An 18,063-nucleotide genomic window follows, 5' to 3' on the forward strand; every position below is an offset into this window, starting at 1 on the left:
TCAACACCTCGATGTAAACGCGCGCATCAGCGTTTGCGCAGAATCACACTGCCGATGGAATAGCCCGCACCGAACGAGCTGAGCACCGCCACGGAGCCCTTGGGCAAGTCGTCCTGATAGGTGTGAAACGCAATCACCGAACCCGCCGAGCTGGTATTGGCGTAGGTATCGAGGATCACCGGTGCTTCTTCCACCGAGGCCTCGCGGCCGAGCAGTTTTTTCACGATCAGGTGGTTCATGCTCAGGTTGGCCTGGTGCAGCCAGAAGCGCTTCACATCGTTGACGCCCAGCTGGTTTTCCGCCAGGTGCGCAGCGATCAGCTCGGCCACCATCGGGCACACATCGCGGAACACCTTGCGGCCTTCCTGCACGAACAATTTGTCCGGTGCGCCGATGCCCTCTTCCGCCGTGCGGTTGAGAAAGCCAAAGTTATTGCGGATGTTGTTGGAGAACTGGGTCAGCAGCTTGGTGCTCACCACATCGAACTGATGCTCGGACGTCGCCAGGTCAGCCCGCTCGAGGATCACCGCCGTGGCGGCATCACCAAAGATGAAGTGGCTGTCACGATCACGGAAATTCAGGTGGCCGGTGCAGACTTCCGGATTGACCATCAGGATCGCCCGGGCCTGGCCCAGCTGGATGCTGTTGGCGGCATTCTGGATACCAAACGTGGCCGAGGAACACGCCACGTTCATATCGAAACCGAAGCCCTGGATACCCAGGGCCTCCTGAACCTCAATGGCGATGGCCGGGTAGGCGCGCTGCAGGTTGGAACAGGCGACGATCACGCCATCGATATCAGCGGCGGTCTTGCCTGCGCGCTGCAGGGCCTGTTCGGCGGCGCCGACGGCCATCTGGCAGAGCACCGACCATTCGTCGTTACTGCGCTCGGGCAGGCGTGGGGCCATGCGCTGAGGGTCGAGGATGCCGTCCTTGTCCATCACGAAACGGCTCTTGATGCCCGAGGCTTTTTCGATGAACGCCGCACTGGACTCAGTCAGCGCCTGCACGTCACCGCGCTCGATGGCAGCGGCGTTTTCGCGGTTGAACTGCTGCACATAGGCATTGAAAGACTGCACCAGCTCTTCGTTGGAGATGCTGTTGGCCGGGGTGTACAGGCCAGTGCCGCTGATGACGACGTTATGCACGGTCGTTCCTCTAAATCTGTCAGGCAGAAGATATTGGTACCGTCGTACCAAACTGTAAGTCGTTCGATTCCGTCCAGCAGGCATCGAACTGGCAACGCTTTATTCATCTTGTAACCGCGAAGTTTGCCACAACGCCGGTGATTTGGCGCCATATGCCAGACAAACATCTCATTGTGGGAGGGGGCTTGGCCCCGATGGCGGTGTGTCAGAGCCAGACTCTGCACCTGATACACAGCTATCGGGGGCAAGCCCCCTCCCACATTTGACCCTGTTCAGTTCAGGAAACCGGGAATGCTTCAGGGCTCGACCTGGCTCCATTGTTTGCTCAAGCGCTTATCTGAAATCGGCACCTTGGTCCCCAGTTGCTGGGCAAACAACGACACCCGGTATTCTTCCAGCCACCAGCGATAGAGCTCCAGCTGCGGATCACGTTTGCCTTCCTGGGCATGTTTATTCAGGCGATTCTGGTACTGCGCCCACAGGCCACTCAACTCGGCGCTCCACACACGGTCCTTCTGCACCTGGCTCGGCAGTTTTTCCAGGCGCAGCTCGATGGCCTTGAGGAAACGCGGCAACTCCTTGAACCATTGGGCCGGGGTCTCGCGCACAAACCCTGGGTACACCAGGTTGCTCAACTGCTGCTTGATATCGTTCAAGGCCACCGCCTGGGCGAGGTCGATTTTGCCTTTGAAGCGTTTTTGCAGGCCGTGCCAGAGTTTCAGCACTTCCAGGGTCAGGCGCGCCAGACGCTCGGCCTGTTCGGTCCAACCGCCACGTTTGCGCTCGGCCAGCGCGGCCAGCCCAGCGCCATCGCGCGGCAACGTGGCTTCGCCTTCCAATACGCAGGTATCGAGGCTGGCCAGCAGGATATCTTCCACCAGCGCCTCGACACGCCCCAGTTCGCGGTACAACAGGCCCAACTCGGTCAGTCCCGGCAATTTGCCGCGCAGGAATTTCGCCGGTTCCGCCAGTTGCTGCATCAACAGGCGCTGCAAGGCACGCCGATGTTGGAACTCGGCCTCGGCGGCCGTGGAGAAACGCCCTTCCTTGACCGTGCCGTTTTCTTCCACCAGCGCGGGGTACACCGTCATCGACAGGCCGGCGATGTTTTGCTGGGTTTTCTCGGCCACCGGTGCAAACACCTTGGCGTGCACCGGCTGCTGGCTTTTCGCGGTTTGCGGCACCGCCAGGGCGGCCTGGCTGGCTTCGGCGAAACGCGCGGTCAGCTGTGCCAGGTCACGGCCTTCGCCGAGGAATTTGCCCTCGCCGTCAACCACTTCCAGGTTCATCTTCAAATGGTTTTCCACCTGCTGTGCGGCCTCCGCCCAGGCTTCATCGCTGACCCGCGCACCGGTCATGCGCAACAGTTCGCGACCCAATGCCTGGGGCAGCGAACCCTGGCCAAACTCGATGCGCTGCAGCGCCGCCTTGACGAAATCCGGCACCGGCACGAAGTTTTTGCGCAGCGCCTTGGGCAGGTTACGCACCAGGGCGATGCACTTGGCTTCGATCACTCCCGGCACCAGCCATTCCAGACGCTCGGCGGGCAACGCCGGCAACAGCGGCGCCGGCACGCGCAGGGTTACGCCATCGCGCGGGTGGTTGGGTTCGAAGTGGTAACTCAAGGCCAGGGCCAGGTCGCCCAGGTGCAAGGTGTCCGGGTAATGCGCGGCGGTGACTTCACTGGCTTCGCGGGCCAGCACGTCTTCCTCGCGCATGATCAGCAGTTGCGGGTCTTTCTGGCTGTTGACCTTGTACCAGCTGTCGAAGGTGGCGGTCTGGTGGATCTCTGCCGGCAAACGCGCATCGTAGAAGGCGTAGAGGGTTTCCTCGTCGGCCAGGATGTCGCGACGGCGCGCCTTGGCTTCCAGTTCGTCGAGCTGCTCCAGCAGTTGCTGGTTGGCCGTGAGGCACTTGGCTCGGGACTGGATCTCTCCACGCACCAGGCCTTCGCGAATGAACAGCTCGCGGGACACCACCGGGTCGATCGGCCCGTAATGCACCGGCCGGCGTCCGACCACGATCAGCCCGAACAAGGTGATCTGTTCAAACGCCACCACCTGGCCACGCTTTTTCTCCCAATGGGGCTCGAAGTGGTTTTTCTTGATCAGGTGCCCGGCCAGCGGTTCGATCCAGTCGGCATCGATCTTGGCCACCATGCGCGCATACAGCTTGGTGGTTTCCACCAGTTCGGCGGTCATCAGCCATTGCGGGCGCTTCTTGCCGATGCCCGAGGAAGGATGAATCCAGAAACGCCGCTGCCGGGCACCGAGGTAGTCGCCGTCCTCGGTCTTCTGGCCGATCTGGCTGAGCAAGCCGGACAGCACCGCCTTGTGCAATTTCGGGAAGTCCGCCGGTTCCTTGTTGATCGTCAGCTGCATGTCGCGGCAGATCAGGCTCAACTGGCGATGGGAATCGCGCCACTCGCGCAGGCGCAGGTAGTTAAGGAAGTTTTTGCGACACCAATTGCGCAGCGGGCTGGCGGTTAGTGCCTGGCGCTGTTCTTCAAAGCCGCGCCACAGGTTGACCAACCCGGCGAAGTCCGAATCCGGGTCTTTCCACTGCGCATGGGCCTGGTCGGCGGCCTGCTGGCGTTCCGGCGGGCGCTCGCGCGGGTCCTGGATCGACATGGCGCTGGCCACGATCAGCACTTCCTGCAAGCTGCCGAGCTTGGCCGCTTCGAGCAGCATGCGGCCCATGCGCGGGTCCACCGGCAGGCGCGCCAGTTGGCGGCCCAATGGTGTGAGCTGGCTGTTACGGTCTACCGCCGACAGCTCTTGCAGCAGGTTGAAACCGTCGCTGATGGCCTTGCCATCCGGCGGTTCGATAAACGGAAAGTCGGTGATTTCACCCAGGCGCAGGTGCAGCATCTGCAGGATCACGGCGGCAAGGTTGGTGCGCAGGATCTCAGGGTCGGTAAATTCCGGGCGCCCGATAAAGTCCTCTTCGCTGTACAAGCGAATGCAGATGCCCGGCTCGACCCGGCCGCAACGGCCTTTGCGCTGGTTGGCGCTGGCCTGGGAAATCGCCTCGATCGGCAGGCGTTGCACCTTGGCGCGGTAGCTGTAGCGGCTGATGCGTGCGGTGCCGCTGTCGATCACATAACGAATGCCCGGCACGGTCAGCGAGGTTTCCGCGACGTTGGTTGCCAGCACCACGCGCCGGCCTGGGTGTGATTGGAAAATGCGTTGTTGCTCGGCGGGTGACAGGCGCGCATACAGCGGCAGGATCTCAGTGTGCTTGAGCTGCGCCTTGCGCAGCATCTCGGCGGCGTCGCGAATTTCGCGTTCGCCGGGCAGGAACACCAGCACATCACCGGGGCTGCGGCGTTCGCTGCGCTCGTAGGCGGCGATTTCGTCGAGGGTGGCCAGGATCGCCTGGTCGACGGTCAAGTCATCTTCGACGCGGTTGCCCTCCTCGTCCTGCTCCAGGGTCAGCGGGCGGTACCAGGTGTCCACCGGGAAGGTACGGCCTGATACCTCCACGATGGGCGCATCGTCGAAATGCTTGGAGAAACGCTCCAGGTCGATGGTCGCGGAAGTGATGATAACTTTCAGGTCCGGGCGACGCGGCAGCAGGGTCTTGAGGTAACCCAGCAGGAAGTCGATGTTCAGGCTGCGCTCATGGGCTTCGTCGACGATGATCGTGTCGTAGCGTTCCAGGTAGCGGTCGTTCTGGGTTTCCGCCAGTAGAATACCGTCGGTCATCAGTTTGATCAGCGTATTGGAGTCGCTCTGGTCCTCGAAGCGCACCTGATAGCCGACCAGCGCGCCGAGCGGCGTCGCCAGCTCTTCGGCAACGCGGCTGGCAACGCTGCGCGCAGCAATCCGGCGTGGCTGGGTGTGGCCGATCAGGCCAAACTGGCCGCGGCCGATCTCCAGGCAAATCTTCGGCAACTGGGTAGTTTTACCCGAACCGGTCTCACCGGCGATGATCAGCACCTGGTGCTTGTTCAGCGCAGCCTTGATTTCATCGCGCTTGGCGGCAATCGGCAGGCTGTCGTCGTAACGAATCACCGGCAGGCTGTCCCGCCGCGCCGTGACCTGGGCGCAGGACGCCTGCATACGCGATACCCACTGCGCCAGCTTCTGCTCATCGGGCTTCTTGCGCAGCTCAAGCAACTGGCGCCGCAAGCGGTTGCGGTCGGCAAGCATGGCGTGATCGAGGGTTTTAAGCAGTTGGTCGATGGTGGGCGCTTGGTCGGTCATCAGGTACGCAAAGGTCTTTTAATGAGGCAGGTAAGCCTGCGGTGACATGATCGTAGACGGCAATTGTCGCAGATTTCTGTCCTTGTAAACGAGCCAAGCCCTTTCATCACGGCAACACGGCCGCTTCATACGCGTGAGCCGGCTATTTTTAGCTCGACGGGGTCGTGCCACCTACTCTCTCATTCGACTTTTCACGCAGGGCTATCAGAACGCGCATCTGGCATGGTGACGATCCGGCGCGATTTACTGCGGCACGCGCCCTCACCCGCACACCCACCCCACGCGGCTCGCCAAGGAAAAACCTCATGCCCACCGTATCGGAGAAACCATTATGTTCGGATCAAAACCATTGCCCGCCTACCAACCCGGCGCCACCGTGGGCAGGCTGTTCCAGCAAACCCACGCCATCCATGAAGCGGTGGTTGAAAGCCTGATAGGGCAAGGCCACCGGCACATGCTCGACAAATGCCGGCACCTTGAACACGCATTGTTTGGCCCTATCAATCGAATGCCCGACCGTGCCGCGCAGGAAAAAGGCCATCAGCTTCAGGCCTGGATGCACAGTTCAAGGATTGATGAAGCGCTTGCAGCCTTAGACCAGGAAAGCCACAAACACTTCGCCGTGCAACCGGATGACAAAACAAGCCTGCACGCCCTCCAGCAACGCTACGAGCAACTGACCGCTCGCGTGGAGCGCCGCGATGCCCTGCTGGGTCGACGCGCAGCGTGGGCCGCCGCCATCGCGCCACCGTCCTGCGAGCTGGACCCGGTAACGGTTGCCGTCCTGCCGCCTGCACCCCTGAGCAACCAGCTGAGTGGGCACACTCTGGAACAGGCGGTCAAACATATCAACGCTCTGGAGAAGGAGATTGCCCTGCTGGACCACCACATCAGGCAAGAGCCGCAGCCTCTGTCTCACGCCGAGGAAGAGATCTTTCTCAGGCAACGCAACGCCATGACAGAGTCTCGCAATGCATGGGCAACGGGCCGTTTGAAAGGCAGCAGCCAATTCAAATCCTCCGTTGGCCTGGCCCCGGAGCGTAAACGCCTGGAGCAGAGTCTGGAGCGGCACAAGCAACTGGCACCGGTGGAACTGACACTCCACCGACTGGAACGCACAGTCGAGACCGTGCAGCGCAACGGCCTGGGGGAGAAACTCTCGGCCCAGGCGGTCGATGCCGCACGGGACGTCTTGGTCAATTTGCGCGACGCCTGGCGCAACGGCAACCTTGATGGCAGCTCGATTGAGGGCATGAACCCTGCGCTGCTGCTGACCCCGCCAAACAACCGCCGAATCAAACTGGAATTGGCCGTCATCGAAAAGGCCTTTGTACAACTGAACGCAGTGCCCCGTACGGAACAACCTGGCATTGCCGAGGAACGTGCGCAGTTCAAGGCAGTGATTGATTCCGCAAACAACATGCAAGTCAAACACGCGGCGATCAGTCAACTTAAAGATCGCAATAAACAGCGAGCGCTGGTCGCTGAACTGAACACCGATTTGCGCACTATCTACACCGATCTGACAAACACGCTGGCCCTTCATCGCTTGACCGCTACGCAACCGTAACGCATAGCGATTTAAACAACCGTACACCAGCTTCAACCCAGCCCGGCCAAAAGAGCTCGACCACGCGCTTCAAAAACAGGCGTCCAGTGGCTGATTGCACATCGCAGTCGGCCACTGGGCCACGCTTACCTCTTCAACTCGCCAGCCCCTCTTCATCACGCGGGTCCTTGCGCCGATACGGAAACACGTCAATCACCTTCCCCGCGCGAATAGCCTCCTGCAGCCCTTTCCAATAGTCCGCGTTATACAGCTCACCATGCAGCTCATCGAACAGCTTGCGCTGGCCGGCGTCGGCGAACAGAAAAGGCGGGAATTCCTCAGGAAACACATCCAGCGGGCCAATGGAGTACCACGGTTCAGAGGCCATTTCATCCTCTGGGGTACGCGGCGCGGGAATGTGGCGGAAGTGGGCCTCGGTGAGAAAGCAGATTTCATCGTAGTCATAAAACACCACCCGGCCGTGACGGGTGACGCCGAAGTTCTTGAGCAGCATGTCACCGGGAAAGATATTCGCCGCCGCCAATTGCTTGATCGCCAGCCCGTAGTCTTCCAGCGCTTCGCGCACCTGGGCGGGATTAGCGTTTTCCAGGTAGAGGTTGAGCGGGGTCATGCGCCGTTCGGTCCAGCAGTGGCGGATCAGCACGGTGTCACCTTCCACTTCGACGGTGCTGGCGGCCACTTCCAACAACTCGGCAAGGCAGTCGGGCTCGAACTTGCTCAAGGGAAAGCGGAAGTCGGCGAACTCCTGGGTATCGGCCATGCGCCCCACGCGGTCGACACTTTTGACCAGGCGGTACTTCTCGATCACCGTGGCGCGGTTGACGTTTTTCGACGGTGAGAAACGGTCCTTGATGATCTTGAACACGGTGTTGAAGCCTGGCAGGGTAAACACGCTCATGACCATGCCACGCACGCCCGGCGCCATGATGAACTGGTCATCGGTGGTGGCCAGGTGATTGATCAGTGCGCGGTAGAACTCCGACTTGCCGTGTTTATAGAAGCCAATGGACGTGTACAGCTCGGCGATGTGTTTGCCGGGCAGGATGCGCTTGAGAAAGTCGATGAACTCGGCAGGCACGGGCACGTCGACCATGAAATAGGAGCGCGTAAAGGAAAAGATGATCGACACCTCAGCTTCGTCGGTGATCAACGCATCGATCTGAATACCCCGCCCTTCGCGGTGCAGCAATGGGATCACCAGCGGCCATTGTTCGTCGCGGGTGTAGATACGCCCCACCAGGTAGGCGCCTTTATTGCGGTAGAGCACCGAGGAAAACAGCTCGACGTTCAGGTCCGGGTCTTTGCACACCCAGTCCGGCAGGTTTTCGCGCAGTTGGGCTTCCAGGCGTTGCAGGTCGGCAGGCAAGTCGGCGTAGGGTTCACTGAAGCTGTAGTCCGCAAAAATCTGCGCAAGCATCTGCGCCATGTTGCCTGCAGGCGTGTAGATGCGGGTCTGCGCCGCCCGCGCCAGACGCTGGGTGGGGCGCGTGGTGTGGATAAACATGCAGCCGTCGCTGATCAGGTCATGGCTGAACAGGCTGCAGAAGACCGAGTTGTACCAAGTTTCGGACAGCTCATCGTCAAAGCGCAGGTCAATCAGGCCGATGTAGGCGCTTTTCACCTGGGGCCACAGCTCGATGTCCTGCAACACGCCCGCCTCGAAAGCAGCCCGCAGACGCGCCGTGACCTCACCCACTTTCTCTTCATACAGGCTGATGCGCGCCGCCGAAGCGGCTTGCCCTTGCTGCCATTGGGCCTTTTCGAAACGCTCGCGAGCGCCATCGGTGATCTGGCGAAAGTGCTCACGGTAGTCGTCGAAACCGTCGAGGATCATCCGGGCGATAGCAAGGGCGGACTGCGGCATGCGAAAAACCTCGAACGGGTATCGGGAAGCCCTGAGCTTAGCCAGTGAACCCAGGCAGGAGAAGGAGGATTTTTCACCGGCCGCCGTACTTAGCGATTGTGTCGACCGGAACGCTGGGCAACACTCCCCGGCCTGATCGTGTAGGAGTTTTCCGTGAAACCTGTCGACACCCTGTACTTGCTGGGACTGGCCGCCATCTGGGGCGCGAGTTTCCTGTTCATGCGCATCATCGCGCCGGAAATCGGCAGCGTGCCGACTGCGTTTTTCCGCGTGTCGATTGCCGCCGCAGGCTTGTTGGTGATCCTGGCGTTGATGCGCGTGAGCTGGGATTTCCAGGGTAAGTTCAAGACGGTGCTGCTGCTGGGCGTAATCAACTCAGGGATCCCAGCGACCATGTACTCGGTGGCGGCGCAGGTATTGCCCGCGGGTTATTCGGCGATCTTCAATGCCACCACGCCGCTGATGGGCGTACTGATTGGCGGGTTGTTCTTCAGCGAACGCCTGACACCGTCGAAAATCGCGGGTGTAGCCCTGGGGCTGTTTGGCGTGGCCGTGCTCACGCGTGCGGGGCCGGTGGCCTTTGATCTGGAATTGTTGATGGGCGCAATGGCGTGCCTGCTGGCGACCACCTGCTATGGCTTTGCCGGTTTTCTGGCGCGGCGCTGGCTGGATCAGCGCGGCGGGTTGGACAGTCGCCTGTCGGCCTTGGGCAGCATGCTGGGCGCTACATTGTTCTTGCTGCCGTTGTTTGCCTACAGCGCCATCAGTCAGCCGCCGGCGAGTTGGGGAGGCTGGCAGGTATGGGCGTCGCTGCTGGGGTTGGGGCTGGTGTGCACGGCGTTCGCCTACATCCTGTACTTCCGCCTGCTGTCCTCCATCGGCCCGGTCAAGTCGATGACCGTGACCTTCATGATCCCGCCGTTCGGCGTACTGTGGGGCGCGTTGCTGCTGGATGAGCCGCTGTCGATGGCCCACGTATATGGCGGGGTGTTGATCGCCGGCGCGTTGTGGCTGGTGTTGCGGCCACAAAAAGCTCGGGTCGAGGATGCGCTGTCAGCCTCACAGTGAGGCTCGGCGGTTTGCGCGCGACCATTGCCAGCGGATTGTTGCAAAAATAAGTTAAATAAATGCCCGGCATGGCCGATAACCCCTGAAAGCCTTGCGGATTGAACAATCATGCGTAATAACCAACCCGTTACCCAGCGCGAACGTACCTTCCCCGCTCAGCAACGGTTGATCTCCACCACAGACGCCAAGGGTGTGATCACCTACTGCAACGACGCCTTTGTCGAAATCAGTGGGTTCACCCGCGACGAACTGATCCGTGCCCCGCACAATCTGGTGCGTCACCCGGACGTTCCGGCGGCGGTGTTCGCGCACATGTGGTCGACGCTCAAACAAGGCTTGCCATGGATGGGCATTGTCAAGAATCGCTGCAAGACCGGTGACCACTACTGGGTTAACGCCTATGTGACACCGGTCTTCGACGGCAACCAGGTGATCGGCTACGAATCGGTGCGCATCAAGCCCACCGCCGAGCAGATCCGCCGGGCCGAAGCGCTCTATCAACGCATCAACCAGGGCAAGTCGGCCGTTCCCCAGCGGGACAAGTGGCTGCCGGTGCTGCAGGACTGGCTGCCGTTTATCCTGGTCAGCCAATTGAGCTTCATGATCGGTGCCACCCTCACGTCCCAGTGGGGTTTCGCCTTGGCGGCAGCGCTGTCGGTGCCGTTGGGCCTGCTGGGCCTGAGCTGGCAACAGCGCGGCCTCAAGCGTTTGCTGCGCCTGGCCGAGCAGACCACCTCCGACCCGTTGATCGCGCAGATGTACACCGACAGCCGCGGCGCCCAGGCGCGGCTGGAAATGTCGATCCTCAGCCAGGAAGCGCGTCTGAAGACCTGCCTCACCCGCCTGCAGGACACTGCCGAACACCTCAACGACCAGGCCGCGCAGTCCAACACCCTGGCGCACAACAGCTCCAGCGGCCTGGAGCGCCAGCGCGTAGAGACGGAGCAGGTAGCCACTGCGGTCAACCAGATGGCGGCGACCACCCAGGAAGTCGCCAGTCATGTGCAGCGCACGGCAGATGCCACCCAGGAAGCCAATCGCCTGACCGGTCGCGGCCGCGATATCGCCGGGGAAACCCGTGAGGCGATTCAGCGCCTGTCGGTGGCGGTGGGCGAAACCGGTATCACCGTCACGCAATTGGCCAAGGACAGTGATGAAATCGGCGGCGTGGTGGATGTGATCAAAGGCATTGCCGACCAGACCAACCTGCTGGCCTTGAACGCCGCCATCGAGGCGGCGCGCGCCGGTGAGATGGGCCGTGGGTTTGCGGTGGTGGCGGATGAAGTACGCCAGTTGGCGCAACGCACCGCCGAATCGACCGGGCAGATCCACACGCTGATCGCCAAACTGCAGCAGACTGCCGCCGCCGCCGTGCAAACCATGGACGCCGGGCATCGCCAGGCCGAAGAGGGTGTGGCACGGGTGATGGAAGCGGATCAGGCGTTGGTGGGTATCAGTGAGGCGGTAGCGAATATCACCGACATGACCACGCAGATCGCCGCCGCGACTGAAGAGCAAAGTGCCGTTGCCGAAGAGATCAGCCGTAACATCAGCACCATTGCGTTGCTGGCGGACCAGACCTCGGAGCAGGCGATGAGCTCGGCGCAGTTGAGTGAAGAGCTGACGCATACCGCCAATACCCAGTATTCGCTGGTGGAGCGTTTTAACCGGTAGACCGCTATCGGGGGCAAGCCCCCTCCCACATTCGACCGAGTTCCAACGTTGGAATATGGTCAACATGTGGGAGGGGGCTTGCCCCCGATAGGGCCCTAACCGGCACCAAGAAACCCAGCCACCTTCACCGCCGCAGCCTCCAGATGCTGCTCATGACTAAACCCCGAAGCCTTCAACGGCTTCAAATCATGATCCCCCGCCACCAGCCACATCAATTCGATGCTAGGCGACAAGTCATACCCCTCCACCGCCGCTCGATTACCCAGGGCATCCCGCTCGCCCTGCACAATCAGCGTTGGCGTCTTAAGCACAGCCAAATGCTCTACCCGAGGTTTTTCCGGCTTGCCCACCGCATAGAACGGATAGCCCAGGCACACCAACCCAGCGGCGCCCAGTTCATCGGCCAATAAACTGGCCATCCGCCCGCCCATGGATTTGCCGCCTATCGCCACCTTGCCCGCGACATGACGCCGCACCAGGGCATACACCTCCCGCCATGCCTCCAGCAGTTTCGGCGCCGGGTTCGGTGGGCGCTTGCCTCCGTCCAATCGGCGCTGGGCCATGTAGGGAAATTCGAAGCGCACGACGTTAACGCCATGCCCGGCAAGGCGCGCAGCCATGTCGTTCATGAACGCCGAGTCCATCGGCGCGCCGGCGCCGTGGGCCAGGATCAACGTGACGGGCTCGCCTGAAATCGCCTGCGCTGCGACATCCCATAACCAGCCGCGTTCACGCACACACTGCGCCCATTGATCCCCGTCAATACTGGCCTTGTGCTCTTTGCCCATGCTTGCCTCGCTTTTTAGTCTGCCTATAACTCCAGCCCAAGTGCCGCACCGGCTTGGGTTGAACCGTGGATGGGGAACCATGAACACTACTTTAAGTACCGCCTATAACTACAAGGTGGTCCGCCAATTCGCCATTATGACGGTGGTGTGGGGCATCGTCGGCATGGGCCTCGGGGTTTTTCTCGCGGCCCAATTGGTTTGGCCTGCGCTCAACTTCGATTTGCCCTGGACCAGCTTCGGTCGCCTGCGCCCGCTGCACACCAACGCCGTGATCTTTGCCTTCGGTGGCTGCGCACTGTTCGCCAGCTCCTTCTATTCGGTGCAACGCACCTGCCAGACACAGCTGTTCGCACCGAAAATCGCCGCATTCTGCTTCTGGGGCTGGCAGCTCGTCATCCTGTTGGCCGCGATCAGCCTGCCGCTGGGCTACACCAGCTCCAAGGAATACGCCGAGCTGGAATGGCCGATCGACATCCTGATCACCGTCGTCTGGGTGGCCTATGCCATCGTGTTCTTCGGCACGATCATGAAGCGCAACACCAAGCACATCTATGTGGGTAACTGGTTTTTCGGCGCATTCATCATCACCGTGGCGATCCTGCATATCGTCAACAACCTGGAAATCCCGGTCAGCCTGACCAAGTCCTACTCGCTGTACGGCGGTGCGACGGATGCGATGGTGCAGTGGTGGTACGGGCATAACGCTGTAGGCTTTTTCCTCACCGCCGGCTTTCTCGGGATGATGTACTACTTCGTGCCCAAGCAGGCCGAACGCCCGGTGTATTCGTATCGTTTGTCCATCGTGCACTTCTGGGCGCTGATCACCCTGTATATCTGGGCCGGGCCCCACCACCTGCACTACACCGCGTTGCCGGATTGGGCACAGTCGTTGGGCATGGTGATGTCGCTGGTGCTGCTGGCACCGAGCTGGGGCGGCATGATCAACGGCATGATGACGCTCTCGGGCGCCTGGCATAAGTTGCGCAGCGACCCGATCCTGCGCTTCCTCGTGGTGTCCCTGGCGTTCTACGGCATGTCCACCTTCGAGGGCCCGATGATGGCGATCAAGACCGTCAACGCCCTCTCCCACTACACCGACTGGACCATCGGCCACGTACACGCCGGCGCACTCGGTTGGGTGGCGATGATTTCAATCGGCGCGCTGTACCACATGATCCCCAAAGTCTTCGGGCGCGAGCAGATGTACAGCCTCGGCCTGATCAACGCGCACTTCTGGCTGGCCACCATCGGCACCGTGCTCTACATCGCTTCGATGTGGGTCAACGGCATCGCCCAGGGCCTCATGTGGCGTGCGATCAATGAGGACGGCACCCTGACCTACTCCTTCGTCGAAACCCTGGTGGCCAGCCACCCGGGCTACATCGTGCGGCTGGTGGGCGGTGCGGTGTTCCTCAGCGGCATGTTCCTGATGGCTTACAACACATGGCGCACCGTGCGCGCGGTGCAGCCCGCCGACGCCGTGCCTGTCGCGCAACTGGCCTGAGGAGGTTGTGATGAAACACGAAGTCATTGAAAAAAACGTCGGCCTGCTGATGCTGCTGATGGTGCTCGCCGTGAGCATCGGCGGCCTGACCCAGATCGTCCCGCTGTTCTTCCAGGACGTGACCAACAAGCCGGTCGAAGGCATGAAACCCTACACCGCGCTGCAACTGGAGGGCCGCGACATCTACATCCGTGAAGGCTGCGTGCAGTGCCACTCGCAGATGATCCGCCCGTTCCGCGCCGAGACCGAACGCTACGGCCATTACTCGGTGGCCGGCGAAAGCGTATGGGACCACCCGTTCCTGTGGGGCTCCAAGCGCACCGGGCCGGACCTGGCCCGCGTAGGCGCACGCTACTCGGACGACTGGCACCGCGCGCACCTGTACAACCCGCGCAACGTGGTGCCCGAGTCGAAAATGCCGGCCTACCCGTGGCTGGTGACGGCCCCGGTCGACAGCAGCCACACCGAGACCAAACTGAACGTCATGCGCACCCTGGGCGTGCCGTACACCGACGACGACATTCGTGGTGCGGTCGCCAGCCTCAAGGGCAAGACCGAAATGGACGCGCTGGTTTCCTACCTGCAAGTGCTCGGCACTGCCATCAAGAGCAAGAGGTGAGCCATGGGATTTGAATTCGACGCGGGCACCATCCGCGGCCTCGGCACGCTGGTGGTCGCCATCGCTTTCATCGGCTTGTCGCTGTGGGTGTTCAACAACCGCCGCAACGCGGACTTCGAGCAGGCGCGCCTGCTGCCGTTCGCCGATGAACCTTCTCCCTCCGACGCTCAAGAAGCGCCCGCACCAAGGAGCACTCGGCCATGACTACCTTCTGGAGTGCATGGATCTGCGTACTGACCCTCGGCAGCCTGATCGGCCTGACCTGGCTGTTGATCGGCACCCGCAAGGGCGAAACCCACGGCAGCGTCGACCAGACCATGGGGCACGCCTTCGACGGCATCGAGGAATACGACAACCCGCTGCCCCAGTGGTGGTTCATGCTGTTCGTCGGCACGCTGGTGTTTGCCGTCGGCTACCTGATTCTCTACCCGGGCCTGGGTAACTGGAAAGGCGTGTTGCCGGGCTATGAAGACGGCTGGACGTCGACCAAGGAATGGGACAAGGAAATGGCCAAGGCCGACGCCAGGTTCGGGCCGATCTACGCCAAATTCGCAGCGATGCCGGTGGAAGAAGTGGCCAAGGACCCGCAAGCCTTGAAGATGGGCGGTCGCCTGTTCGCCTCCAACTGCGCGGTGTGCCACGGCTCGGATGCCAAGGGCGCGTACGGCTTCCCCAACCTGGCAGACAGCCACTGGCGCTGGGGCGGTTCGGCCGCAGCGATCAAGGCCACCATCCTGGGCGGTCGCCACGCGGCGATGCCGGCCTGGGGTGAAGTGCTGGGCGAGGATGGGGTGAAGAATGTTGCCGCGTATGTACGCCACGACCTGGCCAAGTTGCCCTTACCGGCCGACAGCACGGCCGACCTGGCGGCGGGCCAGGCTGCATTCAACACCACCTGCGTTGCCTGCCACGGGCCGCAGGGCCACGGTGTGGAAGCCATGGGCGCGCCAAACCTGACCGAGCCTGCAGGGTTTATCTACGGCACCAGCCTGGCGCAGCTGCAACAGACCATCCGTCATGGTCGCCAGGGCCAGATGCCTGCGCAGGAAGTGCTGCAAGGCAATGACAAGGTGCATCTGCTGGCGGCTTATGTTTATAGCCTTTCCCATAACGCTGACGGTGCAACGCCGGAAAGCCAACCTCAATAACCATTAGCTGTGGCGAGGGAGCTTGCTCCCGCTGGGCAGCGAAGCGGCCCCAAAAATCTGGGAGCGCTTCGCACTCCAGCGGGAGCAAGCTCCCTCGCCACGGTTCGCCACTGCTTGCGCGACTAAGTGTCGCACCCTTCCCAAGTCCAACTTTCCCCACCTCAGATTCGGGTCTACGCTTGCTTTCAAGCGAAGCGATTTCGGCGTACGCGACAACCGCTGTCGAGGCTCCGAAATTTTCTTGTCCACTCGATCAGCTTTCGATTTCTATTTTATCCTTACATCAAACATGGAAAGGGCGCAGAATCTGGCGTGGAACGCATTGATACAGGTCAGTCGTTGCGTTGCAATGGCCCCTCGCTTTCTACATACTTGCGGCCGATTTTACCTATAAAAAAACCTAAACCGTGGAACCTTAGAATGAGCACAGCAATCAGTCCGACTGCTTATAACTATAAGGTCGTTCGCCAGTTCGCCATCATGACGGTGGTCTGGGGGATCCTTGGCATGGGGCTCGGGGTGTTCATCGCCTCGCAACTGGTTTGGCCGCAATTGAATTTCGACCTGCCCTGGACGACCTTCGGCCGCCTGCGCCCGCTGCACACCAACCTGGTGATCTTTGCCTTCGGTGGATGTGCGCTGTTTGCCACCTCCTACTACGTCGTGCAACGCACCTGCCAGACGCGACTGATTTCCGATGGCCTTGCCGCCTTTACCTTCTGGGGCTGGCAGGCGGTCATCGTCGGCGCCATCATCAGCCTGCCCCTGGGCTACACCACCACCAAGGAATACGCCGAGCTGGAATGGCCGATCGCCATTTTGCTCGCCATTGTCTGGGTGACGTACGCCGTGGTGTTCTTCGGCACCATCGTCAAGCGCAAGACCAAGCACATCTATGTCGGCAACTGGTTCTACGGGGCCTTCATCCTGGTCACGGCGATGCTGCACATCGTCAACCACGCGTCCCTGCCGGTCAGCCTGTTCAAGTCCTACTCGGCCTATGCCGGCGCGACGGATGCGATGATCCAGTGGTGGTACGGGCATAACGCCGTGGGCTTTTTCCTCACCACCGGTTTTCTCGGGATGATGTACTACTTCGTGCCCAAGCAGGCCGAACGTCCCATCTACTCCTACCGCCTGTCCATCGTGCACTTCTGGGCGCTGATCACCCTGTACATCTGGGCCGGCCCGCACCACCTGCACTACACCGCGCTGCCGGACTGGGCGCAGTCGTTGGGCATGGCGATGTCGATCATCCTGCTGGCGCCGAGCTGGGGCGGCATGATCAACGGCATGATGACGCTCTCGGGCGCCTGGCATAAGCTGCGCACCGACCCGATCCTGCGCTTTCTGGTGGTGTCGCTGGCGTTCTACGGCATGTCGACCTTCGAAGGCCCGATGATGGCGATCAAGACCGTCAACTCGCTGTCCCACTACACCGACTGGACCATCGGCCACGTCCACGCCGGCGCCCTGGGCTGGGTGGCGATGATCTCCATCGGCGCGCTGTACCACATGATCCCCAAGCTGTTCGGGCGCGCGCAGATGCACAGCGTCGGGCTGATCAACACCCACTTCTGGCTGGCCACGATCGGCACCGTGCTCTACATCGCCTCGATGTGGGTCAACGGCATTACCCAAGGCCTGATGTGGCGCGCGATCAACGATGACGGCACCCTCACCTACTCGTTCGTCGAAGCGCTGCAAGCCAGCCACCCGGGCTATATCGTGCGCGCCCTGGGCGGTGCGTTCTTCGCCACCGGCATGTTGTTCATGGCCTACAACGTCTGGCGCACCGTGCGTGCCTCCGACCCTGAGCAAGCTGAAGCCGCCGCCAAGATCGCCGTCGTGGGAGCCCACTGATGAAGCATGAAGTAGTCGAGAAGAATATCGGCCTGCTGGCCTTCTTCATGGTCATCGCCGTGAGCATCGGCGGCCTGACCCAGATCGTCCCGCTGTTCTTCCAGGACGTGACCAACAAGCCGGTCGAAGGCATGAAACCGCGCACCGCCCTCGAACTGGAAGGCCGCGACGTCTACATCGCCAACGGCTGCGTGGGCTGCCACTCACAGATGATCCGCCCGTTCCGCGCCGAAACCGAACGCTATGGCCACTACTCGGTCGCCGGTGAAAGCGTGTGGGACCACCCGTTCCTGTGGGGTTCCAAGCGTACCGGCCCGGACCTGGCACGCGTGGGCGGGCGTTACTCCGATGACTGGCACCGCGCGCACTTGTACAACCCGCGCAACGTGGTGCCGGAATCGAAAATGCCGGCGTACCCGTTCCTGGTGGAACACAAGCTCGACGGCAAGGACACCGCGAAAAAAATGGAAGTGCTGCGCACCCTGGGTGTGCCCTACACCGACGAAGACATCGCCGGTGCGGCAGCCGCCGTCAAAGGCAAGACCGAAATGGACGCGTTGGTGGCCTACCTGCAGGGCCTTGGCACCCTCATCAAAAGCAAACGGTGAC

At 61.4% G+C, this 18,063-nt stretch carries 14 protein-coding genes; 9 read left to right on the forward strand and 5 right to left on the reverse strand.

The annotated features are described in order from the left end of the window. Nucleotides 1–26: 26 nt before the first annotated feature. From C4J85_RS19525 to C4J85_RS19535, 3 genes are all read right to left on the reverse strand, one after another. Nucleotides 27–1,148, reverse strand: a complete 1,122-nt coding sequence (locus C4J85_RS19525) for a beta-ketoacyl-ACP synthase III (protein WP_124367915.1) — start codon at nt 1,146–1,148, stop codon at nt 27–29. Between the two features lie 296 nt (nt 1,149–1,444). Then, on the reverse strand, nt 1,445–5,356 hold the full coding sequence (gene hrpA / locus C4J85_RS19530; RefSeq protein WP_124367916.1) for an ATP-dependent RNA helicase HrpA: 3,912 nt from the start codon (nt 5,354–5,356) through the stop codon (nt 1,445–1,447). Between the two features lie 340 nt (nt 5,357–5,696). Next, nucleotides 5,697–5,897 carry a hypothetical protein gene (locus tag C4J85_RS19535; protein WP_124410522.1) on the reverse strand — a complete coding sequence of 67 codons (201 nt, stop codon included), beginning with the start codon at nt 5,895–5,897 and terminating at the stop codon, nt 5,697–5,699. On the opposite strand from C4J85_RS19535, the gene C4J85_RS19540 reads away from it, so the two are divergent. After that, on the forward strand, nt 5,865–6,926 hold the full coding sequence (locus tag C4J85_RS19540; RefSeq protein WP_124410523.1) for a hypothetical protein: 1,062 nt from the start codon (nt 5,865–5,867) through the stop codon (nt 6,924–6,926). The two genes, C4J85_RS19535 and C4J85_RS19540, sit on opposite strands and share 33 nt — an antisense overlap. A 133-nt stretch (nt 6,927–7,059) precedes the next feature. On the opposite strand, the gene aceK is transcribed toward C4J85_RS19540, so the two are convergent. After that, nucleotides 7,060–8,790 (reverse strand): bifunctional isocitrate dehydrogenase kinase/phosphatase, encoded by a 1,731-nt coding sequence (gene aceK, locus C4J85_RS19545; protein WP_124367918.1) that lies wholly within the window; start codon nt 8,788–8,790, stop codon nt 7,060–7,062. Between the two features lie 153 nt (nt 8,791–8,943). Between aceK and C4J85_RS19550 the strand changes: the two genes are divergently transcribed. Together C4J85_RS19550 and C4J85_RS19555 are read left to right on the forward strand one after the other, a co-directional pair. Continuing rightward, on the forward strand, nt 8,944–9,858 hold the full coding sequence (locus tag C4J85_RS19550; RefSeq protein ID WP_124367919.1) for a DMT family transporter: 915 nt from the start codon (nt 8,944–8,946) through the stop codon (nt 9,856–9,858). A 108-nt stretch (nt 9,859–9,966) separates the two neighbouring features. Next, complete coding sequence (locus C4J85_RS19555; protein WP_124410524.1) at nt 9,967–11,532, forward strand: PAS domain-containing methyl-accepting chemotaxis protein; 1,566 nt, start codon at nt 9,967–9,969, stop codon at nt 11,530–11,532. 95 nt (nt 11,533–11,627) lie between these two features. On the opposite strand, the gene C4J85_RS19560 is transcribed toward C4J85_RS19555, so the two are convergent. Then, entirely contained in the window at nt 11,628–12,320 is a 693-nt protein-coding gene (locus tag C4J85_RS19560) for an alpha/beta family hydrolase (RefSeq protein WP_124367921.1), read from the reverse strand. 79 nt (nt 12,321–12,399) lie between these two features. Here C4J85_RS19560 and ccoN (C4J85_RS19565) point away from each other — a divergent pair, with 79 nt between their 5' ends. The 6 genes from ccoN (C4J85_RS19565) (at nt 12,400) to ccoO (C4J85_RS19590) (ending at nt 18,062) form a co-directional block, all read left to right on the forward strand. Further along, a complete protein-coding gene (gene ccoN, locus C4J85_RS19565) occupies nt 12,400–13,824 on the forward strand; it encodes a cytochrome-c oxidase, cbb3-type subunit I (RefSeq protein ID WP_124407876.1) in 1,425 nt (474 codons plus the stop codon). Between the two features lie 10 nt (nt 13,825–13,834). Beyond that, nucleotides 13,835–14,443 carry a cytochrome-c oxidase, cbb3-type subunit II gene (ccoO, locus tag C4J85_RS19570; RefSeq protein ID WP_124367922.1) on the forward strand — a complete coding sequence of 203 codons (609 nt, stop codon included), beginning with the start codon at nt 13,835–13,837 and terminating at the stop codon, nt 14,441–14,443. Nucleotides 14,444–14,446: 3 nt separating this feature from the next. Further along, entirely contained in the window at nt 14,447–14,647 is a 201-nt protein-coding gene (locus tag C4J85_RS19575; protein ID WP_124363882.1) for a cbb3-type cytochrome c oxidase subunit 3, read from the forward strand. Further along, nucleotides 14,644–15,591, forward strand: a complete 948-nt coding sequence (gene ccoP / locus C4J85_RS19580) for a cytochrome-c oxidase, cbb3-type subunit III (RefSeq protein WP_124367923.1) — start codon at nt 14,644–14,646, stop codon at nt 15,589–15,591. The genes C4J85_RS19575 and ccoP overlap by 4 nt, the downstream gene beginning before the upstream one ends. Nucleotides 15,592–16,011: 420 nt before the next feature. Continuing rightward, entirely contained in the window at nt 16,012–17,454 is a 1,443-nt protein-coding gene (ccoN, locus tag C4J85_RS19585; protein ID WP_124363884.1) for a cytochrome-c oxidase, cbb3-type subunit I, read from the forward strand. Beyond that, nucleotides 17,454–18,062: a cytochrome-c oxidase, cbb3-type subunit II gene (gene ccoO, locus C4J85_RS19590; protein ID WP_124363885.1), complete on the forward strand. Its 609-nt coding sequence runs from the start codon at nt 17,454–17,456 to the stop codon at nt 18,060–18,062. Before ccoN (C4J85_RS19585) ends, ccoO (C4J85_RS19590) begins: the two co-directional genes overlap by 1 nt. Nucleotide 18,063 lies beyond the last annotated feature (1 nt).

Origin of the sequence: Pseudomonas sp. R4-34-07 (genome assembly GCF_003852375.1) — a bacterium.
GTDB lineage: Bacteria > Pseudomonadota > Gammaproteobacteria > Pseudomonadales > Pseudomonadaceae > Aquipseudomonas.